The sequence below is a fragment of the Paraburkholderia nemoris genome (assembly GCF_905221015.1).
In the GTDB taxonomy this organism is placed as follows: domain Bacteria; phylum Pseudomonadota; class Gammaproteobacteria; order Burkholderiales; family Burkholderiaceae; genus Paraburkholderia; species Paraburkholderia nemoris.
Window position 1 is genome coordinate 1 of the sequence record NZ_CAJNBO010000035.1, and the last position, 17,515, is coordinate 17,515.

The 17,515-nt window shown below is 60.0% G+C and carries 19 protein-coding genes and 1 pseudogene; 15 read left to right on the plus strand and 5 right to left on the minus strand.

Annotation, left to right across the window (positions count from 1 at the left end):
- The coding region (locus tag KHO33_RS35810; protein ID WP_211629260.1) for an autotransporter outer membrane beta-barrel domain-containing protein at positions 1-262 on the plus strand (262 nt) is incomplete at its 5' end.
- A 582-nt stretch (positions 263-844) separates the two neighbouring features.
- Positions 845-1,327 carry a hypothetical protein gene (locus KHO33_RS35815; RefSeq protein WP_200567495.1) on the plus strand — a complete coding sequence of 161 codons (483 nt, stop codon included), beginning with the start codon at positions 845-847 and terminating at the stop codon, positions 1,325-1,327.
- A 212-nt stretch (positions 1,328-1,539) separates the two neighbouring features.
- Here the strand turns inward: KHO33_RS35815 and KHO33_RS35820 are convergent, their stop codons facing one another.
- Entirely contained in the window at positions 1,540-3,366 is a 1,827-nt protein-coding gene (locus KHO33_RS35820) for a ParB/RepB/Spo0J family partition protein (RefSeq protein ID WP_456291056.1), read from the minus strand.
- 463 nt (positions 3,367-3,829) lie between these two features.
- Here KHO33_RS35820 and KHO33_RS35825 point away from each other — a divergent pair, with 463 nt between their 5' ends.
- Positions 3,830-4,210, plus strand: coding sequence for an antirestriction protein (locus KHO33_RS35825; RefSeq protein WP_236074772.1), 381 nt, complete (start codon positions 3,830-3,832; stop codon positions 4,208-4,210).
- A gap of 364 nt (positions 4,211-4,574) precedes the next feature.
- The gene (locus tag KHO33_RS35830; protein WP_200567492.1) at positions 4,575-4,871 is read left to right on the plus strand and encodes an XRE family transcriptional regulator; all 297 of its coding nucleotides are present in this window, start codon (positions 4,575-4,577) and stop codon (positions 4,869-4,871) included.
- 135 nt (positions 4,872-5,006) lie between these two features.
- Here the strand turns inward: KHO33_RS35830 and KHO33_RS35835 are convergent, their stop codons facing one another.
- Both KHO33_RS35835 and KHO33_RS43045 read right to left on the minus strand, forming a co-directional pair.
- A complete protein-coding gene (locus KHO33_RS35835; RefSeq protein ID WP_200567491.1) occupies positions 5,007-5,285 on the minus strand; it encodes a hypothetical protein in 279 nt (92 codons plus the stop codon).
- A 137-nt stretch (positions 5,286-5,422) separates the two neighbouring features.
- Positions 5,423-6,159: pseudogene (locus KHO33_RS43045) on the minus strand (tyrosine-type recombinase/integrase); the annotation flags it as partial.
- Positions 6,160-6,359: 200 nt separating this feature from the next.
- Here KHO33_RS43045 and KHO33_RS35845 point away from each other — a divergent pair.
- The 9 genes from KHO33_RS35845 to KHO33_RS35880 all read left to right on the plus strand — a co-directional run bounded on the left by KHO33_RS35845 (position 6,360) and on the right by KHO33_RS35880 (position 11,419).
- Positions 6,360-6,821 carry a hypothetical protein gene (locus KHO33_RS35845; protein WP_211629261.1) on the plus strand — a complete coding sequence of 154 codons (462 nt, stop codon included), beginning with the start codon at positions 6,360-6,362 and terminating at the stop codon, positions 6,819-6,821.
- A gap of 17 nt (positions 6,822-6,838) precedes the next feature.
- Positions 6,839-7,111 (plus strand): hypothetical protein, encoded by a 273-nt coding sequence (locus KHO33_RS35850; RefSeq protein WP_200567489.1) that lies wholly within the window; start codon positions 6,839-6,841, stop codon positions 7,109-7,111.
- Entirely contained in the window at positions 7,108-7,236 is a 129-nt protein-coding gene (locus KHO33_RS42700) for a hypothetical protein (protein ID WP_267915729.1), read from the plus strand. Before KHO33_RS35850 ends, KHO33_RS42700 begins: the two co-directional genes overlap by 4 nt.
- An 8-nt stretch (positions 7,237-7,244) precedes the next feature.
- Positions 7,245-7,727 carry a helix-turn-helix domain-containing protein gene (locus KHO33_RS42365; protein ID WP_234480809.1) on the plus strand — a complete coding sequence of 161 codons (483 nt, stop codon included), beginning with the start codon at positions 7,245-7,247 and terminating at the stop codon, positions 7,725-7,727.
- Between the two features lie 117 nt (positions 7,728-7,844).
- Positions 7,845-9,224: a lysozyme inhibitor LprI family protein gene (locus tag KHO33_RS35860; protein WP_200567488.1), complete on the plus strand. Its 1,380-nt coding sequence runs from the start codon at positions 7,845-7,847 to the stop codon at positions 9,222-9,224.
- Positions 9,225-9,917: 693 nt separating this feature from the next.
- Positions 9,918-10,169: a hypothetical protein gene (locus KHO33_RS35865; RefSeq protein WP_200567487.1), complete on the plus strand. Its 252-nt coding sequence runs from the start codon at positions 9,918-9,920 to the stop codon at positions 10,167-10,169.
- A 190-nt stretch (positions 10,170-10,359) separates the two neighbouring features.
- Complete coding sequence (locus tag KHO33_RS35870; protein WP_200567486.1) at positions 10,360-10,557, plus strand: hypothetical protein; 198 nt, start codon at positions 10,360-10,362, stop codon at positions 10,555-10,557.
- 271 nt (positions 10,558-10,828) lie between these two features.
- Positions 10,829-11,152, plus strand: coding sequence for a hypothetical protein (locus tag KHO33_RS35875; RefSeq protein WP_200567485.1), 324 nt, complete (start codon positions 10,829-10,831; stop codon positions 11,150-11,152).
- A 15-nt stretch (positions 11,153-11,167) separates the two neighbouring features.
- A complete protein-coding gene (locus KHO33_RS35880) occupies positions 11,168-11,419 on the plus strand; it encodes a hypothetical protein (RefSeq protein WP_200567484.1) in 252 nt (83 codons plus the stop codon).
- Here KHO33_RS35880 and KHO33_RS35885 read toward each other — a convergent pair.
- A complete protein-coding gene (locus tag KHO33_RS35885; RefSeq protein WP_211629263.1) occupies positions 11,403-12,107 on the minus strand; it encodes a hypothetical protein in 705 nt (234 codons plus the stop codon). The genes KHO33_RS35880 and KHO33_RS35885 overlap by 17 nt on opposite strands.
- 359 nt (positions 12,108-12,466) lie before the next feature.
- Between KHO33_RS35885 and KHO33_RS35890 the strand changes: the two genes are divergently transcribed.
- Together KHO33_RS35890 and KHO33_RS35895 are read left to right on the plus strand one after the other, a co-directional pair.
- Positions 12,467-13,690, plus strand: a complete 1,224-nt coding sequence (locus KHO33_RS35890; RefSeq protein ID WP_200567481.1) for a Swt1 family HEPN domain-containing protein — start codon at positions 12,467-12,469, stop codon at positions 13,688-13,690.
- 333 nt (positions 13,691-14,023) lie between these two features.
- The gene (locus KHO33_RS35895) at positions 14,024-14,515 is read left to right on the plus strand and encodes a hypothetical protein (protein WP_200567480.1); all 492 of its coding nucleotides are present in this window, start codon (positions 14,024-14,026) and stop codon (positions 14,513-14,515) included.
- A gap of 82 nt (positions 14,516-14,597) precedes the next feature.
- Here the strand turns inward: KHO33_RS35895 and KHO33_RS42845 are convergent, their stop codons facing one another.
- On the minus strand, positions 14,598-17,513 hold the full coding sequence (locus tag KHO33_RS42845) for an IS1096 element passenger TnpR family protein (protein ID WP_328822821.1): 2,916 nt from the start codon (positions 17,511-17,513) through the stop codon (positions 14,598-14,600).
- Positions 17,514-17,515: the final 2 nt, after the last annotated feature.

A 17,515-nucleotide genomic window follows, 5' to 3' on the forward strand; every position in this document is an offset into this window, starting at 1 on the left:
CGGACAGGTGTGGCAGCCGTACGTGCGGGCGAACCTCTGGCGGGACTGGGGTGCGCAGGCAACGACGACGTATGCCGGAGTCGATCAGGTGCCGGTGGTCGGGCAGGCGACGCGCATGGATGTCGCCGCGGGCGTCACGGCGAAGATCGATACCCGCATGAGTGTGTACAGCCAGTTTGGCTACCAGTTCTCCGTCAACTCGTCAGCCAGCGGAAGCCGCAAGGGCGTCTGGGGCGATATCGGCGTGCGATATCTCTGGTGAGCCCACACCGGATCGATACCATTCATGGTTGAGGTTGCAAGCCTCACGGTGATCCACCGGCGGCCAGAGCACGAAGATCACTTATGGGTAACAAGCGGGCGGATGCTCCTGATCGCTGTTGCGCAAGATGTGACGACGTGCCAAGCGCGCTGAGGCAGACGTCACGCGCAGGCGGCGGGGGCAAACCGGAAATCGCACCAAAGCATGCCTGAGCGTGCTGAAGGGCACTTGCCATTCCATTGCCATTCAAAGGCCCCTCATCCAGCCCGGCCGCCTCGCGGCCCATCAGCGCCGTCAGGCGCGCACCCGGGCGGCTTCGCCGCCGGGGTTTCCAAAGGGGCATCCCCTTTGGGCGCGATATGTTTGGCAAAGTGCGTAGCAATTTGTCGAACATATGCATCGTGCCTCCCTCTGCCTCCGTTTTACGCTTCGCAGTGCATAGCCAGTGCACCTTCAATGCACTCTCAATTCATCACAATGCGCTTGCAATGCATTTTCATGGCGAAATCAATGCGTGATCAGTTATGATGCAGTGCGAAGTATGCGCATTTTTCGTGAAGACCTAGAAATGGACAACGCGTAATGACTGAAAGCACCCTGAGGAAAACGCTTGTCCGGCTTGCCACTGGCGATGGACACCGCTCAGAAACCGCCAGACTTAACGATGTATTCGATGAAGTTGAAACGGCGTTGCGGGCGGGCGTACGGCGTGCTGCCGTGTTGGACGCGTTACACCGGCAGGGCTTTAGAATGACGCTTTACAGCTTTGAAAGCGCGCTCGCGCGTCTGCGCAAGAGGCGACGCCCGACCGCGCAGAAACCAGCAGATTCAAGCCTTGCTCAAGTCGTCTCGACGCCAGCGCTCGGCGGCGCACCTGAGCCACTTCGAAGTTCAGACCAGCGTCTTGCCCAGACAGGCAGTACGCTTGTCGCCGTGCCTGAGGACTGGCTGACTGCCGAACTCACACCAGCACAGTACCGGCTGCTTTCAACAGCACAGAAAGCGCAGAAACGCCAGGCCGCTGTTGAAGAGGTCTTTCCTAACCCGTACAAAAAACCTGCTTAGGTCAGCGGATTTCCAGCGTCTGTCCGGATCGCCCCTTCGGGTCGGCGCTCTCCCCACGCTACCGCGTGGGTCCCCGTGCGCCTCGATCCGGGCGCGACGGTGCGCGCGAAGCGTTCGCGGTCTGCGAACGCCGATGGCTTGCAGGGAAGTGGTTCACGCAGTGCCGCTGACCGATCCCGCGCATCCCGATTGAGACGCGCGGGATACAGGGGTTATGCGGCTTCGTCCTCCGTATCGTCTGTCACCTCGTCGTCTACGCTGTCATAGGCGTGCGGTTTCTGACGGTTCGTCAGCACCTCCGGCAACCAGCCACTCTGCGCGAGCCGCAATTGCGCCGCCTCGGCTGCGGCGTCCTTCTTCATCGCGGCCAGTGGTGCAGCAGCCTCCGGTGACACGGCAGCGGACACCACCTCGACAATGCGCGATTTCGGCACATGGTTCAGGTAGCTCGCGCGGGTCGGCGTCCAGTACTTCGTCATGTCAAGTTCAAGCATGTCCGCGAGAGCATTCACCGGATGCGGGGTGTCCGTGATACTCACGCCGTCCACCGTCGCGGCCACGCAGAATGCAAACAGGTTGCTTGTCACGTCCTCGCTCTGCGCAAGCAACCAGGGCAGCAACTGGTCGAACCGCGTCGGCAGCATCGCCGCCCATTTTTTGCGTTCGGCTGAGATTTCCAGCCAGGCTGGGCTTGTATCCATGTCATCGACCTCGGCCAGCTTGCCGTGCGTGCAGGTCGCACGCACGGTGATTGCGTGAGCGTCGTACAGGTACTCGTAGTGTTCATCGAACACGGTCGGGATAAGCTGTGTCATCAAAACAGCGAGGGCCGCAACCGGGTTGCGTGCAAGCTCGACCTGCACCGCCGCCGTGCGGTGCGAGGTCAGGCGCTTGCAAAGCTCCTTCCCGTGCAGTGGCTTTTCAAGACGACCGCCTTCGATTTCGGCGGCTCCAGTCACATTCTCAAGCTTCGCCGTTTTCCGGTCCTGCGGCTTGATAAGGCCGTGCTCGATCTGCACGTTGCCGTCATGGTCAAGCGTGACGAATGCGCCGCCGTGCGCCTTCTGCGTCTCGTCCCAGGATTCGAGGCGCGCAGCGAATTCATCAACGGCGCGCTCAGCGAGTTCCGACGCGGCTTCAAGACGCTCGCGCTGTTCGGGGTCGTCGTCGCCCGAATCATCATCGTAAAACGCGTCGAGCGCCTTTTGTGCGCTCTCCTTGACCTTCTCCAGGGCGCGAAGCTCCGTCTTTTCCTTCTTCGTGTAGTTGCGCGTCACGGAGGGCAAACGACCATATCGGGCGATTTCGTTGAAGTCGTATTTCAGCCTGGTTTCAACCCATGACCAGCCCTGGGTGCTCAACTGCTGCGCGATGCCAAGCATCTTTTCTGCGGCGAGCCGTTGCAACAGTTCGGCATCGGTCACATAGCCACCGTTGGCGTCCTCGCTGAAAAGATCGTGGCGGACGTGACCGCCTGCGGCCTCATAGGCGGGCAGGGTGACGAATGCCACCAGATGACTGTCGCGCACGCTGATTTCCTCGTGCGTGATCGCCGCGCGCAGTCGTGCCGGTTCACGCTGCCAGGGTTGCGCCACGTCGAACCAGAAGCGTTCCTGTGCCGCGTGGTCGTCAACGAGCGCCAGGGTGCTGACCTGTTCGAACGACATTTCGTCATTACGGAACAGTTCAATCAACCTCGGGGAGACGTTCGCCAGCTTGAGACTTCGGCGCACGGCAAGCGGCGTGGTTGAGAACAACAACGCCACGTAATCGATGCTGCGGCCTTCCTCCAGTAACAGGCGGAAAGCGATACAGGCATCAGCGATATGCATGGGCTCGCGTTGCTGGTTTTCGATCAGGGACGTGGCGAGCGCTTCGGCTTCGCTGACGATCTTGACCGGGACCGGATAGGTGGCCGGAATGCTGCCATTCTCCAGCAGCAGATTGAGCGCGGCGAACCGGCGCTGCCCTGCGCATACGCCAAGCGGCGGGTTCTTGCCGCGCGATCCCGGCATCACATGCACAACTAAGTTTTGCATGAGGCCCTTGGCGCGGATGCTGTCGGCCAGGCCGGGGATGCCAGTCGGCGGTTTGGTACGCACGTTGTGTGGCGATCGGCAAAGGCGTGTGTAGGGGACATATACGATCTTTGCGTTGCCACCGAAGTCCGTTTCAAGCGTAGCGCCGACAGTGGCGTCACCGATATTTTCGGCCAGGGAAGTAAGCCCGTTTTCCATCAGATTATCTCCGGTAAATCGCCATCGCGTTATGCGAGGCTCAGCAGTTATTATAAAGAACTAAATCGATCAAACAATACTTAACTCACCATCTCATTATGATTTTATTAATTGAATCGAAATCTCAGTAAACATATTTAATCGAAAATGGTGAAAAATAAAAACATAGACTGGTTATAATGACGGTGAGCCTCGCATAACGCGATGGCGTTTATCCGGAGTTTTTCCGATGACTGATGTAAATACAGTAGCAATCGTTTCTTCAGTGGTGCCCGCCGAACGACGGACGGAATTCTTCCCGCGCTACCTCGGCGGGCATTTCCTGAAGGGCGAAAGCATGATCTATGATTGGGCGCGGCGTCTGTCTGCAGAATACACGGGAGGTAGCTGGGAGTTTTTCGAACTGTCGAATAGCGGATTTTATGTTGCGCCGTCGCGCAGCAATGCGCTTATGGTCGAGTGGAATCTGAACAGCTTTAGCGATACGATGCAACCCGACGCATTCGGAATTGTCGTCACGCTGTTTACTCTGTGCCATCTTTCGGAAATAACCATGGACGACTCGATTATCGAACGCTTCTACGCGTTGCGTGAATTCGCATTGAACCACGTCGATGCAGGCAAGATTTTTCGCGCCGTTGACTAACTGAAACAGGAAGCCCCAGCCGTTAAGGCTGGGGTTAGCATTTCCCGCCATTGCGAGCACCCTGTCTGTACGCCGTCCGTCTGATCCCCCTTCCTGCAAGCCAAGGGTATGCGTCACCAGTGACGCCTCGCGCGCGCCGTCGCGCCCGGATCGAGCCGCACGGGGACCTGCGCCGGTAGGCGTGGGGAGAGCGGCGTACCCGGAGCGAAGCGCAGGGGCGTGACGGCTGGGCCTGGGTGACCCACGGCATGGGGTCGTCCAGCGGCCAAAGGCCGCGTTCTTTCCCCCGCGGCGTAAGCCGTGGGGGCTGGATCGCTTCAGGACGAGAGTCCTGTGACACACAACGTATGATGAGGAAACGGCAGTGAGTGACAATTACCAGCTAGAAATCCGTCCCGAATGCCTGCGCGCAGCGACCGAATGGGCCCGTCCGAGCGGTAGCGAGATACAGGAGATCATCCGTCGCACGGGCCTGCCCGGGCGCGGCGTGGCGCGCGTGCTGGGACTGAGCGAAAACGGCGGCCGCCTGGTGCGCCGATGGGTCGGCGAAGATGCGGAGATCCCTTATGCGGCCTGGGCGCTACTGTGCGATCTCGCCGGATTTGAGCGGATTTGGCTTAACAGCACACCTCGGCCGGTATCTGATGTGGAGGATGACTGAGTATCCAGACGCCACACCAGAATAACTGGCGGAGCCCGGGATAGGTTCCGAGCTTGTGGTGAGACCTTACGGGATCGGACTGGTCGACAAAGGCCTGTGCGTGTCGACCAGTTATGGTGGGAATGACTGCCTGTTCTAGAACGGAATCGAGTCGTCCATCTCTTCGAAACCGCCCGGCTTTCCGCCAGATCCGTTTTCCTGGAAGTGATGTTCGTTCTTCATCAGAACGTCAATACCACTTTCAGTGATGAGATTTTCCACGAGATCGTCAAGCGCATTGGATCCAAGCCTGAACGTTCCCGTCCGCCATAAGGTGGGATACGTGTCGTGATCGAGGTTCGCGTTAATGGCGTCCGCAACGGGCAGGCCCTCGACCGAAGACGCGATGAAAACCTGGGGCTTGGGCATAGCCATCAAATTGAGCTCCTGAACCGCGATAACAAGAACAAAGAAAGCACCGGGATAAACCGCGCTGCAATATTACAGCCGAATCCGCTCCAACTCATCCAGGCTGATGTCGTCGCGGCGACGGATGTAATCGGGCCGATACAGGTACGCATCGACGCGTGGTTCGCCATCGCCGCGGCGTTCTCGAGCGTGCCGCCATTCTTCAGGTACGCGGTGATCCCGGTCGCGCGGAACGTGTGGTTACGATGCCCGTGCCAATGCCGGCCGCGAGCGCGCGGCGCCGCTCCATCGCATACGCATTGGCCCGTGGTAACGGCGTGGTGCTCAGCCGACCGGTGCCGCGCCGGATCGTACGGAACAGCGAGCCTTTCGGATCGTCGCCGATCCCGGTGCAGTCCAGATACGCATGCAGGTACGCCTCGAGCGTGTGATGGCACGGCATCTCGTGCCTTTTGCCGCCTTTTTCGCGCAGGCGCACCCACAGGCGCCGCTGCTGCACGTAGACCTCGTCGACCCGCATCGCGAGCGCCGCGCCCATCCGAGCGAACGAGAACACCATCAGCGCGATCAGCGCGCGGTCGTGCAGCCCCGCCGGCGGCGTAACATCGATGCTGTCGAGCAACTGTCGCGCCTCGGTCGCCTCGAGCACGGTGGTCTTGCCCTTGCGCGCCCTGCGACGGATGTAATCAAGCCGCTACAGATAGCATCCGTGTCTGCAACTCGATCCAGCCCGCGACATGCAGCGGCTGCACCGCGGTGAGCGACGGCACGCCGGCGCACCACGCCAGGAAGTCGCCTGCCGCGCCGCGTGTGTGCGGATTGCGGATCGCCGACGCGAAAAACTCCAGAAAGCGCACGCCGGCGCGGTCGCCGGCGGCAATCACGAGCGCCGGCAACGACTGCGGTGAAGAGAGTGCGAGCGTCTGGTTCATCGGATCAGCCCCAAAGCTCCAACGAAGAAAGGTGTTTCGAGCGAACGCTTTAATACACGCATTGCGTGTATGTTTGGATAGGAATAATCAATCAAAAACGGCCGTTTCCATCCACACAAATACACGCAATGCGTGTAATATTCTGGTCATGGATGCAACGCATCCGCCCGCGCCTCGGGGATTCAGGGGCAGGAGCCGAAAAATGGCCTACATGGACCAGAAGCAAAAAGCAGTCATCGCCGCAGAGCTCAAGCGCGTCATGCCGAAGGGCTGGAAATACAGCGTGAGCGTCGAGAATCACACGTCCATCGTCTGCACGATCGCAGCTGCGCCGGTTGACCTGATCGAGATTGCCAACACCCTCAACCGTGAGACCGCCGCGCGCCTGGGCGATGAGCCGTACAAGGTCAACGGCTATTTCGACGTGAACTTGTTCAATCTGGACCGCTACGACGCTTCGCCGGCCGGCGAAGCGTTCCGCGCGATCGATAAAGCGATGCGCTCGGCAGGTTGGTACGACCGCAGCGACAGCCAAACCGACTATTTCGACACTGCCTATCACACGCGCCTGCGCATCGGCCGTTGGGACAAGCCGTTTATCCACGCGTAACCACGGAGGGTGAGCCCATGAAAAACCTGCTTGCCCTCGCTCGCGGCCTCGGCCGCGAGGTCACCCAGCGCGACGATATGGGCCTGTTCCACCTGCTTGAGTTCGCGGTACTTGTGCTGGCCGTGCCGGTCATTTTTCGTAATGGTGGCGATCGGCAGCAACCAGCCGGCCGACTCGGTTTATTGGCTGCTGGCCGGCTCTTTTACCGTGCTCGTGACGCTGTTTGTCGCCGGGCTCGCAATTCAACACGTCCGCACCTCGCGGGCGAATCACTGAGAATTGACCCATGAAAAACCCTCTCGCCTTCGCCGCCCTGCTCGACGTCGTACATGCCAGCCCCGTCGAAGTGGTCCACAACCTTGTCACGTTCGCAAGCGTGGTAGGCGTGCTGCCCAGCCAACTCGTGAGCCAGTGAGCCCCGGCATGGTCAACCATCCAAACCGCAGCAACCGCACGCCGAGCGCGGTTATCCCGACGCCGGATGAGGTGTTGACCGCTCGCCAGGCGGCCGGCCTCACCCAGACCCAAGCGGCCGGGGTCGTGCATTCCAAGCTGCGTGCGTGGCAGTGCTGGGAGGCGAAACCCGGCACGCCCGAGCATCGGCGTATGCATCCGGGCCTTTGGGAACTGTTCCTTATCAAGACCGCGACCGTCCGGGCTGGGCTCGCACGGTCTGAGCCTCATATTGGAAAAGCGGAGACTCGAATGTCAAACGGGATAGTGCTTCCGGTCGGATCAGATGTCCATATTCGAAGGACCAATGAGCCGACACGTATTTATAAGATGGTGGGTACGAACAAGTTCAAAGACACCGCAGGCGTGGTCCATGGGTTAGAGATATTCCAACGTACCTACGACAGCGTATCTGTCATAGACCCGATGACAGGTACGGTCACGACCTACTGACGCATCGGACTATTGGAAACTCGTGGGTTCGATCGGCACAGTTATAGAACCCGCAAGAACGTTTCGGATAAAAGCGCATCGGGCAGCAGTCGGCCAACTACGGACATCCAACGCCACATGAAAACGCTCGGAATCCTGAATTTAATAATAATCCTTGTCGCGCTTCGTGTTTCCGCGCGAGATGGATTGACATGTTGCACGTTTCTCGACCTACAGGAATTTGTCAAATTGCTCAAGCACGCCGACTTCACGGACCGGAAACGTAACGTCAAACTGACCAGGTTTCTGGCTTTTTTGATCTCCACAGTGGTCGCGCCTGCGATTGCCTCCGCTCAAGCGCCATTGCCGGCGCCATCGTTTGACTGCGCCAAAGAGCGAGGCGTGATCGAGCAAGCGATCTGCCGCGACCCCAAGCTGGCGGCGCTGGACAAGCAACTCCAGCAGGCTTTTTTGACCACTCTGGTTGCCATGCCTGCCGAGGCTGCGTCCGCCATTCGCGCCGGGGAGCGAGACTGGCTGGGATATCGCAACGAATGCGAGCGGCCAGTAAATAAGGAAGGTATAAGCGAATGCCTGACGAGGCGGATTACGGCGAGGATTCAAATATTCCACGACGCCGTCGGCAAGGATAGGGAGTCCGCCACCGTCCAGGCCGTCACCAGCTTTATTCCCGAACATCCGGACACCGCCGCGAAGCTGCTACGTCAGTATCCGGACAACCCGCTTGGGCAAGCCTGGCTGGCCTATCTTTCATTACACTATCCGGCCAGCGGCGTCAACGAATCTGAACGACGTTCGGCGCTGCAGCGAGCCGAGGCAAACGCCGACCATTCCGATCAGGCTTGGGCAGAGTACACCCCCACCGATGTGCCACGCGCGCAGGCCATCTATTACCTGTTGCGGCTCCTGCTGCGCGACAATCCGGACCCGGGGCTTGTCACCTGTGCGCACGCCTTTGTGTTTCGTGATGATTGGCCCAACGCGTCCAAGGCCTTCGGGGGACTCAATTTCTCGCACCGGGACGATGGTGCCCCTTATTGCGAACCCATGAACGGACTTTTCTGGCTGCCGGCGTGGCGGACCATGGATGCGGCTTTCAGTACACCCATCGACATCACGCGGGGAAATTCAGGCTCCATGTCCAGCGGCGTATTGGCGAATATGAAGCTGGACGCCGTGCGCATGACCATTACGCCGCAAAGCTATGGCACGGCGCAGAATATTAGGAAGATTGACCAATCCGTCCGGGCCATGAAGGCATGGAACGACCAAAAAGAAATCCATGATCGGGGCATTGAAAACATCCGCACGCTGTGGCCCCGCGCAGACCGCGACCGCGCCATTGCTAACATTCCCGCAACCATCAGAGAAACCGAAGCTTGGGCTATGCATTATTACGGCTTGCCACCAGACGAAGCGCAACGCGCGGCCAAAGGCATCGTGGGCACTTATCTGGATAGCTGGATATCATGGATACTTGATCCGGAAGGGGAATAGTGTCTATGCCAGTAGCTGGGCGCCCTTGCACGCGAGGAAACAGTCTGCCTAGCCAGGCGCTACTCCTCGACATGAACAACACTACTGGTCCTAAGCGGCATAGCCTGGCGATAACTGGCCGTGTGTTAGCTCCGACTTTAGGTGATTGAGCGTCCGCTTCGAAGAAGCCTGAACGACTCTTGTGGGTTGTGCTGCCCGTCGCGGCGGGGCCAGTTCTGTTCATCGCCCAGTCGGCGCTCGAGAAACTCGCAACCGGGGCACGCCATGTGGTAAGCGGCCGGTCGCAAATAATGTGAGCCAGCGTCGATGGATTGCAAGCCGAAGCGGATGATTGCAAGCTCAGTCGCAAATAATGTGAGCTGGCGGTGTGCGTCAGTCGCAACTAATCTGAGCCGGGAACTGCGTTGATTGCGAGCACGGCCGCCGTCGATTGCGAGCCGTTACAGGTATGAGCGCATCTGGCTCAACAGCACACGTCGCCCTGAACCAGATGTAGAAGATGACTGAGTATCCACTATCATCCCTCGGCACCTCGATCGACCGGGCCGTGCGAAGCGACCTGCTTCACTATAATGGGACGATCGGCATACTGGATGACGGACTCTCCAGCCCCGGAGAAAGTATGAAGGCGCATGGTAATGCACATGGCGCGCGACGCCCCGGACGCGGCCGGAAGTGAGACAAGGATCGAACATGACCACGAAACAAGAGGCGAAGTCGAAGCTCAATGCCGCCGCGAAGGGTTGCGAAGCCGCCGAGAAGGCCTGGCTCGATGCGTACAACACCTTGTCCGGCTCGGTGAGCACGAACGGCTACGGCATCCACCACAACCCTTACGAGCTTCGCGACAAATTGCTCAAGGCGCAGGCGCGCATCCAGGAATCACTGCGCGCCCTTGATGGAATCGATTGGCCGACGAACGCCGATTACGACATCGCCGAGTGAATGGGGCGGAAAACAATATGCTGACGAACGGACTTTTACAGAAGTTGCTCGAAGCCGTCGAGGACGGAGGTGAAGATGCTTGCGCTACGTCCGACACCTTATCCACAGACCTTTCAACAGAAACGGTGCATAACTGCTGCCGGCCTGTCGCCGGGAAGAAATTTTCGCGTACGCGAAAAAAGGACCAACTATGAAAACGGAAGTAATCAGGACCGGGGTCTGCCGCATCATGGTTGCATCCGTGTCGGCGAGCCTGATTGGGTGGGCGACGTTCAAACTCGCGTTGCCCATGTGGGCAGTCACAGGAATCGTTGCGGGAGTTGCATCGGCCGTGTACATCGCCCAGCGGGGATTCTGGTATCAGATATTTGTGAGCGATGAACAGTAAATTTTCGCGTACGCGAAAATTTTTTGCCCTGGCGGCAATGCTGGTAAGTGGACTTACCGGCATTGCGTTTCGACTGTGATATCTCCCTGGTTCGCCAGGGCAACCGCCCGAACCCTTGCGGGAGCGGGCTTCTGGAAAGCCATGAGCGTATTAGATAGTTCCGTCAACAACGCAACAGCACCGCCAGTCGTCATGGTTCTTCCGGCTGTGCCTAGGACCCCTGACCGCCAAAGCAGTTCCGAGGACGCTTCGAGAACATTTCCGCGCATTCTTGAACGCCAACAACGCTCACGGTTTTTCTGAAGACGAGCTCGACTATCTTTCCGAGCAAACGATAGGCCATCTGATGCTTTTGGTCGCAACAAGCGACTCTGTGACTGTCGTTGAATTCAAGAGAGCGGCGAAGACGATTCGAAAGCTGTCGAACAGGGCAATTCAGCACGCGCAGGGATTGGAGTTGTTGTCTCGCTTGTTCGGCTATGTGAACTTGCATGACGCTACGTGCAACGTGAATGACGAGACGATAGCGAACCGCCGCCGCGATCGTGACAAGATCAACATGAAGCTTTTCGACGTCGCGCGGCGCGTCGATTGAACCATCGGAAAAGTGATGAAACGAAAACACCTACTGAACTTCATAACGTACGGTCCCGGTCTACTGTTGGCCCTCGCCGCCTCCCTCCTGTGCCAATGGTTCGGCCTGGCTGTGTGGCAGACCTGCCTGGTAACGATCCCCCTTGGCGTAGCTACTTATTGGGGCGTAGGCTCGCCGCTTGCAGATCGATACATGGTGTGGAGCTTGGATCGCGGCTGGAAGCGCGAGCAGGAAAAAGTGATGATTGATGTCATAGGAAAAAAATGAGCACGCTTATTGACACAAAGCATACCGATTCAGTGGACGAACAGGTTCCCACTGATGGATTGTTTATTGTGTGGTACGACCTGAACTGCGGTTCATCGCCGGCCGATTGGTGCTGGGATCCACCCGCGCAGCCGCTGTCTGCCGCACTCGACCTCGCCGCTGAGCTGCGAAGGAACGACTGGATTTGCAAGGTCATGCCGGAGGACCAGAATCCACGACCTGATGGCCGCTGGGACAACCCGTGAACGCCAAGGAAGATGGCTTCGGCCGAGTCGTGAAGGATGCCGACAAAGTCGTTGCTCGCTTCACGACTGACCGAGTCGAGCACTGGTGCTCGCAATCGAGCGAGCAGAACTGATGCCGATAAAAAGCGACGCATCCTGCCGCGCGACAGGGAAAACACGACGACAACTAAAAACACCGAAGTAGTTGACATTGCCGAGGCCGAAGTATGTTGAAACGCGCCTGACGGGCCTTTAGGAAAAACCGCATGAACGAAAACATCGTGACGTTTGTTCACCAATTGGCAATCTGCTGGTTCGCGTTTGTCGATGTTGCTGGGACCGACGCCGTTGTCATTTTTGCTGTCGCGCTTGGCATGATGCTCTTTCAGCATTTCGAGCGGCGATCGCTCATCAAAGCCGGTAAGGCAGTGGATCTCAGACGCCTGCCTAGCGCGACCTTCCATACTTTGACACGAAACAACAGAGTTAGACACAGGGTGGCCCTGGTGGATCGAAGACGCCGCGCGCGATGAGCGCCAGCTGGCCAGCGGACTCTGGCCGCTGCGGCTGGATGAAGCTCTGAAGCGGGCGCTCGCTGGCGATAAGAGAACAGGGAGCCATCGGCAGCGAAATTGGCATCTTAAATCTGCGGGTGCAGGTGGTTAGTATGGAAATTCATCGAATCACGGCGAGGACGGCGCCGCTGGCAGCCTGTCGCCAGTAAAATTCGGACAAAGCCATTCCGAACGGCTGACGAAGGTCCAGGGATACTGTGGCGATTCAGCCCGTACCTTTGTCAGGCCCATAACTTTGCGAGCACACGATGTCCGATGAGTTCCTTCGCCTTTTTCAACAACAGGAAGCGTTGCGGCAGTTGACGAACTCCTTTGACGACCTGCGGCGACACATTGATCTGTTAGGGGACGCTCACAAGCGGCTTGGGATAGGATCGGCGATGATGGACTTCCTCCGGCAGGAGGAGGCGCACCGCAAGATGCTGTCAGGTCTCGCCGACGTCGGCGGCATGGCAAAGATCGCCCAAGACTTTGAGCGTCAGCGCAAACTGCTCGAGGGACCTGTCGAGGCGGCGAGACGCTTGGGGCTGTTCGATCTTCAGTCGGATATCCGCAAATCGATCAGCGCGACAATTGCGGTGCAACAGACCTATAAAGATCTGTTTCGGTTGCCGGATGTTTCGGAACTGCGCCGAATCGCCCATGAGGCCACGCAGAAGGCTGGTCTCGCCCGCACTGTGCTGGGAACCGAAGGACGTCTGCAGACGGCTATGGCGACGATGCGTTCCCCGTGGCTTCGGATAGACGGAAGTCTTGCTTCAGCCAAGGCCTTCTCTGAGATCATCGCCATGGGTCGCGGGATCGATAGCTTGCGTGCGTTCGACCATGACTTCGCGGCAGCGCTACGACCCGGTCTCGGCGATTGGCGCGATATGCTGACGCCGGCACCTGAATCGTTGATCGATCCTTTTTGGCGCTCGGGCTTCTATGTGGAACGAGGTTTCGATCCCGATCTCACAGATTTCACGACGTCGGCTTTCGACGAAGGCCTACGGATCGCGGGTCTACGTGAGCAGGAGTCAACCGAAAGTGTTGATGACCAACAGGACAGCTTTGCACGCGCGAAGGAGACATTCGACCGATTGCAGCGTTTCGAAGTCGCCCTTCGTCGCTTCATCGAGCGGGTGATGCAGGCCGCATTTGGCGATGACTGGATGAAGCGACAGCTCCCCCCGAAAATGTTCGATACCTGGACCGAAAAGAGGGATAAGGCGGTGAAGGCCGGACATGCCGAACATCCGTTGATCGATTATGCGGATTTCACCGACTACAGAGCGATCATTGAGCGCAAGGACAATTGGAACGCTGTCTTCAAGACGGTATTCGGCCGCGCGGAGGACATGCGGGAATCCTTCCAACGCCTGTTCCCAGTCCGTATTGCGACTATGCACGCTCGTCTTATCAACCAGGATGACGAGCTGTTGCTGTTGGTCGAGACGAAGCGCTTGCTCAGGGCGATCGGAACGAAGTAGCGCGGAGGCACATCTTCGGGCCTACAAAACCATGGAACAAAGTGCCCCGGCAGGTAGGAGGCTGGCAGTGCCAAGTTACACGCAACGACCACAGACGTTGACTGTCGGCTTTTGGTGAGCATGCTCGGTTTGACGAACGGCCACTTCGCGGTCGATGCAAGCCGGAGCATTCGATGACGCCCTGCCGCTAGCAGGTTGTGTCAAAGTATTTTGTCGCAAGATTTCTGCCCCAATCGCGTTGGGCTGCGTTTGTGTCGAACTCTATTTCTCCGGAGCTCAATCGCAATCTTCGCTCAGCATCTGAATTGCTTGTGTGTATCGTGTCAAAGTATATTGTTGTTTCACAATTGTGCGGTCGAACGCGAGGTCCGGCAGTTCCTTGCTGCCTACAAGATGGCGTTGATAGATGCCAGCTACAGAAATTGGTGGCACCGGGTTCGAGTCTGGAGCGGTGAGAGCGACGCAAAACGCGCTGAACAAGCTTTGGACGAGGCAGGACAAGATGCGCGGCAGGTTTGCATTCGGAGCGACCGGCATCGCTTTTGGGTGCAACTGGTTTCGCTTGAGAACTTCGCTCGTCCTGATCGGTGGCGGTGGTTGGATGACTTTCTTGCGCTTATCTCATCAAATGATCGGAAAGAGGACGACTCCCTTCTGGGGCTGCAAGCTGGAAGCCTAGTCAGCAATCCTCCTGCCGACGTGAAAATATTGAAGGCTGAGGACTTCGGCTTGCCGGAGAACGTCGAATTCGTTGTTCATCGCGGGCAGATGACGAGCGTGAAAGGAAATATTGGCGTAATCAAGCTTTTACAGTGGTGTATTTAGGATTGCTAAATTTTACATAAAAATTGGCGCTCAAAAATCCATCGGGCCGCCGGCGGTAACGTCGTGAGGAGGATCGCCGGGATCAGCGATCAAGCAGCTCGGCGCGCAGTTCGGCAAACCGGGCATTCACCTCGGCGACACGAAACGCGTGCGGATCGAACGGCCCGTCGAGCCAGTCGAGCAGCTCGCGTTTGGCCGCTGTCATCCGCCCCGCCAGTGTTCTCAGGAGGTGGGCGTAACCGGGTGGCCCGCCGCAGTCTTCCGGCGGGCACGCATGGCGGCCCGCCACACAGCGCGGATACCTGATCCGCGCTGACGGTAGCACTTCCGCTTCGATCTCGATCGCATGCTGCCAGGTGTCGCCCATGTCGTACGTGTAGCCGATCGTGTCACCCGACTGGCAGACATCGGTGAGCCGCACGCGATCAGCGCCGTCAACATCGACGTCAACCCGCCCGGGGTCGCCAGAAAAGCTAAAGCCGTACCGGTGCATGTCTCCCCACCCCATCGCCGCCTGCAGGATCGCATGCAGCCCGGCCAGACTGATATCGGCGGGGATCTCGATGCGTCGCCAGATCTCCGGCGCAAAACCGGGCAGACTCACCCGCACCCGCCAGATGCGCGGCAGCGATTCCGCAGGCTTCGCTGATTTCGGAAATTGGATGACCTTCCCGACAGCCGCCTCATCGGCCGGCTCACGCTCGTCACGATACGTCCAGCAGCGTTCGCCCCACTGCGCGTTGATCGTGCACGTACAGTTGCGCGCCTGCGTCTCGATGGCGATGTCGTCGAGCCACGCCTCGACCTCCATGTCGAGCACGAATTCACCTGAATACGTCAGCGTGAGCGTGATCACCCCGGGCGAGACGACTTCAGCGTCACCCATCTCGAGGATCCAGCGCTCGAGCTCGCCGCGCACGCGCCCGGCACGACGCGCGGAGGCGGCACGCACCTGCAGCGACAGCCGGATCCGGGCGATGTTCTGCATCGGCTCGCCGTTCTGACTCTTCATGGGCTGCAGCGGCATCCCGCATCCGGAGCGCGGGGCGGCATCTGCCGCGTCGGGCGTTTGCCCCCCAGGGGGACTTCCTTCGGGGCGCGGCGCGGCCAGCGCCTGCATCTGCGCAAAATAACCCGCCAGTTCTCGCCGCACGCGCCGCGTCTCGGCCTGCGCGTAGATCGTCGTGGTGGCGAGCGACGCATGGCCAAGCACTTTCTGCGCGACATCAGGCGGCACACTGGCCGCGACCGCCTGTGTGCCGAACGTGTGGCGCAGCGCGTGCGGCGTCGACGCCGCCAGGTGCCGACGTTCGTCTTCGGTGAGATCCAGGCTATCGGGCAGCTGCGCGAACGCCCAGTTCACCAGTCCACGCAGGCCATTGCTCGAGTAGCCAGCCGGCACTTCCTGAATGCGCTGAACGGGGTCGCCTTGCGGGTGCGCGGGTTCGCTGTCATCCCCGACGGCCTGCCCGGCGTTGTGCCGTTGCTGCGCGGCCGGCGTCGGCGGAATGTCGAGCGGTTTGACCAGCGGCGCCGACACCGGCGGGGCATTGAAATCGAGTCCGCGATCAGTCCAGTGCGCGCGCAAGGCCGTCACGCACGCGAGACTGACCGGCACCGACCGTTGCTTGCGGCCCTTGCCAAGTACGCCCAGCATCCAGCTCGCCGGAGTATCCCCGTCAGCCGGGATATAGCGCAGCTGCTCACGGCGCGCGAGCGACGCCTCCGTGATGCGCAATCCCGAATCGCCCATGATGAGGATCGCCGCGGCCGCGGCGCGCCATCTCGCACCAGAGTGCCCCGGACCTTGCACGCGCTCGTCCAGCCCCTGACGGACCTTCGTCCAGAGCTGGACCGGCAACGCCCGCTCGATGCGCATCGCGTGCTCGCGCGTCACAGTCGCCGGGTCAGTGACCGCCACCCACGGGTTGCCGCCCAGATACCGGGCTTTCACGAGCCAGTCGAACGCGGCGCGCAGCACCCGCACCGCGTAGCGCTGGCTGTCGGGCGTGAGGCCATCTGGCGCGAACGGCCGCCAGCGCGGTGAACTGCGGGCCGTACGCGGCCCGACAAAGCGTGCGTCCGGCGCGGCGAGGAAGGCCTTGTACGCCTGGCAATCCTCAACGGTAAGCGACGAGAGCGCCGTGCCGCGCCCGGTCACGGACCATAACAGGAGCCGCTCGAGCTCGCGTGTGTACGCACGTCGCGCCTGCGGCCGGTCACCATAGCGATGCAGGTAGGCGCGGATCGCGTCCAGGTCGTGCTGCGCCTTCAGGTAACAGAGACCCGGTGCCCGGTTCGCCCCGTGCGCGCCGGACAGCGCGTGAGGCAGCGCGATGCGCTCGAGCGGCACGAGTGGCCCGGATGGTTCATCGTCGCCGGCGGGTACCAGCACGATGTGCGTCGCTGCGGGTGCAACGAGCGGGTCCGCTGCATCGACGTCGGCGTCGATCGTGACGCCAAGCGACCCGGCGTGCTGGCGCAGCCACGCGACGATCGCGCGCGCGCGCAGGAGACCAATGCGCGGCACCGCACGCCACCAGCTGCCGCCGTGGCGGTTGCAGAACGCGACGAGCTCGCCCAGCGTCGCAATCCCCTCTCCTGTCAACCGGCTGGCGATCAGCGGCCGGAACCACAGGCCGGCCGCGTGCGTCGCTGCCGGGGCGGCCACGGCCAGACGGGACGCATCTTCGACCATGCGCAGCGTAACGGCGCTCAGGTGCGCGCTGCCGTGCTGGCGAACCGAATTCCTCAGGTGGTCGGCAAGCACCGATGAGCCGTTCAGGATGGCCAGCCGCACGAGCTCGTCACGCATCTGGCGCAGGTGCCGCTCCATCGCGTCGTGTTCGCCGGCCCACGGGCTGGTCTCCAGGTCGAAATACAGGCGCGCGATCGTCGCGAGTGGCACACGCTGCACCCACGCGCGCAGCGCGGCGAACTCGGCGCGGGTGTAGGTGCGCGGTACCGGTACAAGCAGTGGCTGAGGCTGGTTGGCCATGG

Coding starts and splice junctions, on each gene's coding strand:
- KHO33_RS42845 (WP_328822821.1), bottom strand. CDS start 17,513: ATGGCCAACCAGCCTCAGCCACTGCTTGTACCGGTACCGCGCACCTAC.
- KHO33_RS35835 (WP_200567491.1), bottom strand. CDS start 5,285: ATGGCTATGCCCAAGCCCCAGGTTTTCATCGCGTCTTCGGTCGAGGGC.
- KHO33_RS35880 (WP_200567484.1), top strand. CDS start 11,168: ATGAAACGAAAACACCTACTGAACTTCATAACGTACGGTCCCGGTCTA.
- KHO33_RS35870 (WP_200567486.1), top strand. CDS start 10,360: ATGAAAACGGAAGTAATCAGGACCGGGGTCTGCCGCATCATGGTTGCA.
- KHO33_RS35815 (WP_200567495.1), top strand. CDS start 845: ATGACTGAAAGCACCCTGAGGAAAACGCTTGTCCGGCTTGCCACTGGC.
- KHO33_RS35885 (WP_211629263.1), bottom strand. CDS start 12,107: ATGGAAGGTCGCGCTAGGCAGGCGTCTGAGATCCACTGCCTTACCGGC.
- KHO33_RS35890 (WP_200567481.1), top strand. CDS start 12,467: ATGTCCGATGAGTTCCTTCGCCTTTTTCAACAACAGGAAGCGTTGCGG.
- KHO33_RS35865 (WP_200567487.1), top strand. CDS start 9,918: ATGACCACGAAACAAGAGGCGAAGTCGAAGCTCAATGCCGCCGCGAAG.
- KHO33_RS35860 (WP_200567488.1), top strand. CDS start 7,845: ATGAAAACGCTCGGAATCCTGAATTTAATAATAATCCTTGTCGCGCTT.
- KHO33_RS42700 (WP_267915729.1), top strand. CDS start 7,108: ATGAAAAACCCTCTCGCCTTCGCCGCCCTGCTCGACGTCGTACATGCC.
- KHO33_RS35850 (WP_200567489.1), top strand. CDS start 6,839: ATGAAAAACCTGCTTGCCCTCGCTCGCGGCCTCGGCCGCGAGGTCACC.
- KHO33_RS35820 (WP_456291056.1), bottom strand. CDS start 3,366: ATGCAAAACTTAGTTGTGCATGTGATGCCGGGATCGCGCGGCAAGAAC.
- KHO33_RS35845 (WP_211629261.1), top strand. CDS start 6,360: ATGGATGCAACGCATCCGCCCGCGCCTCGGGGATTCAGGGGCAGGAGC.
- KHO33_RS42365 (WP_234480809.1), top strand. CDS start 7,245: ATGGTCAACCATCCAAACCGCAGCAACCGCACGCCGAGCGCGGTTATC.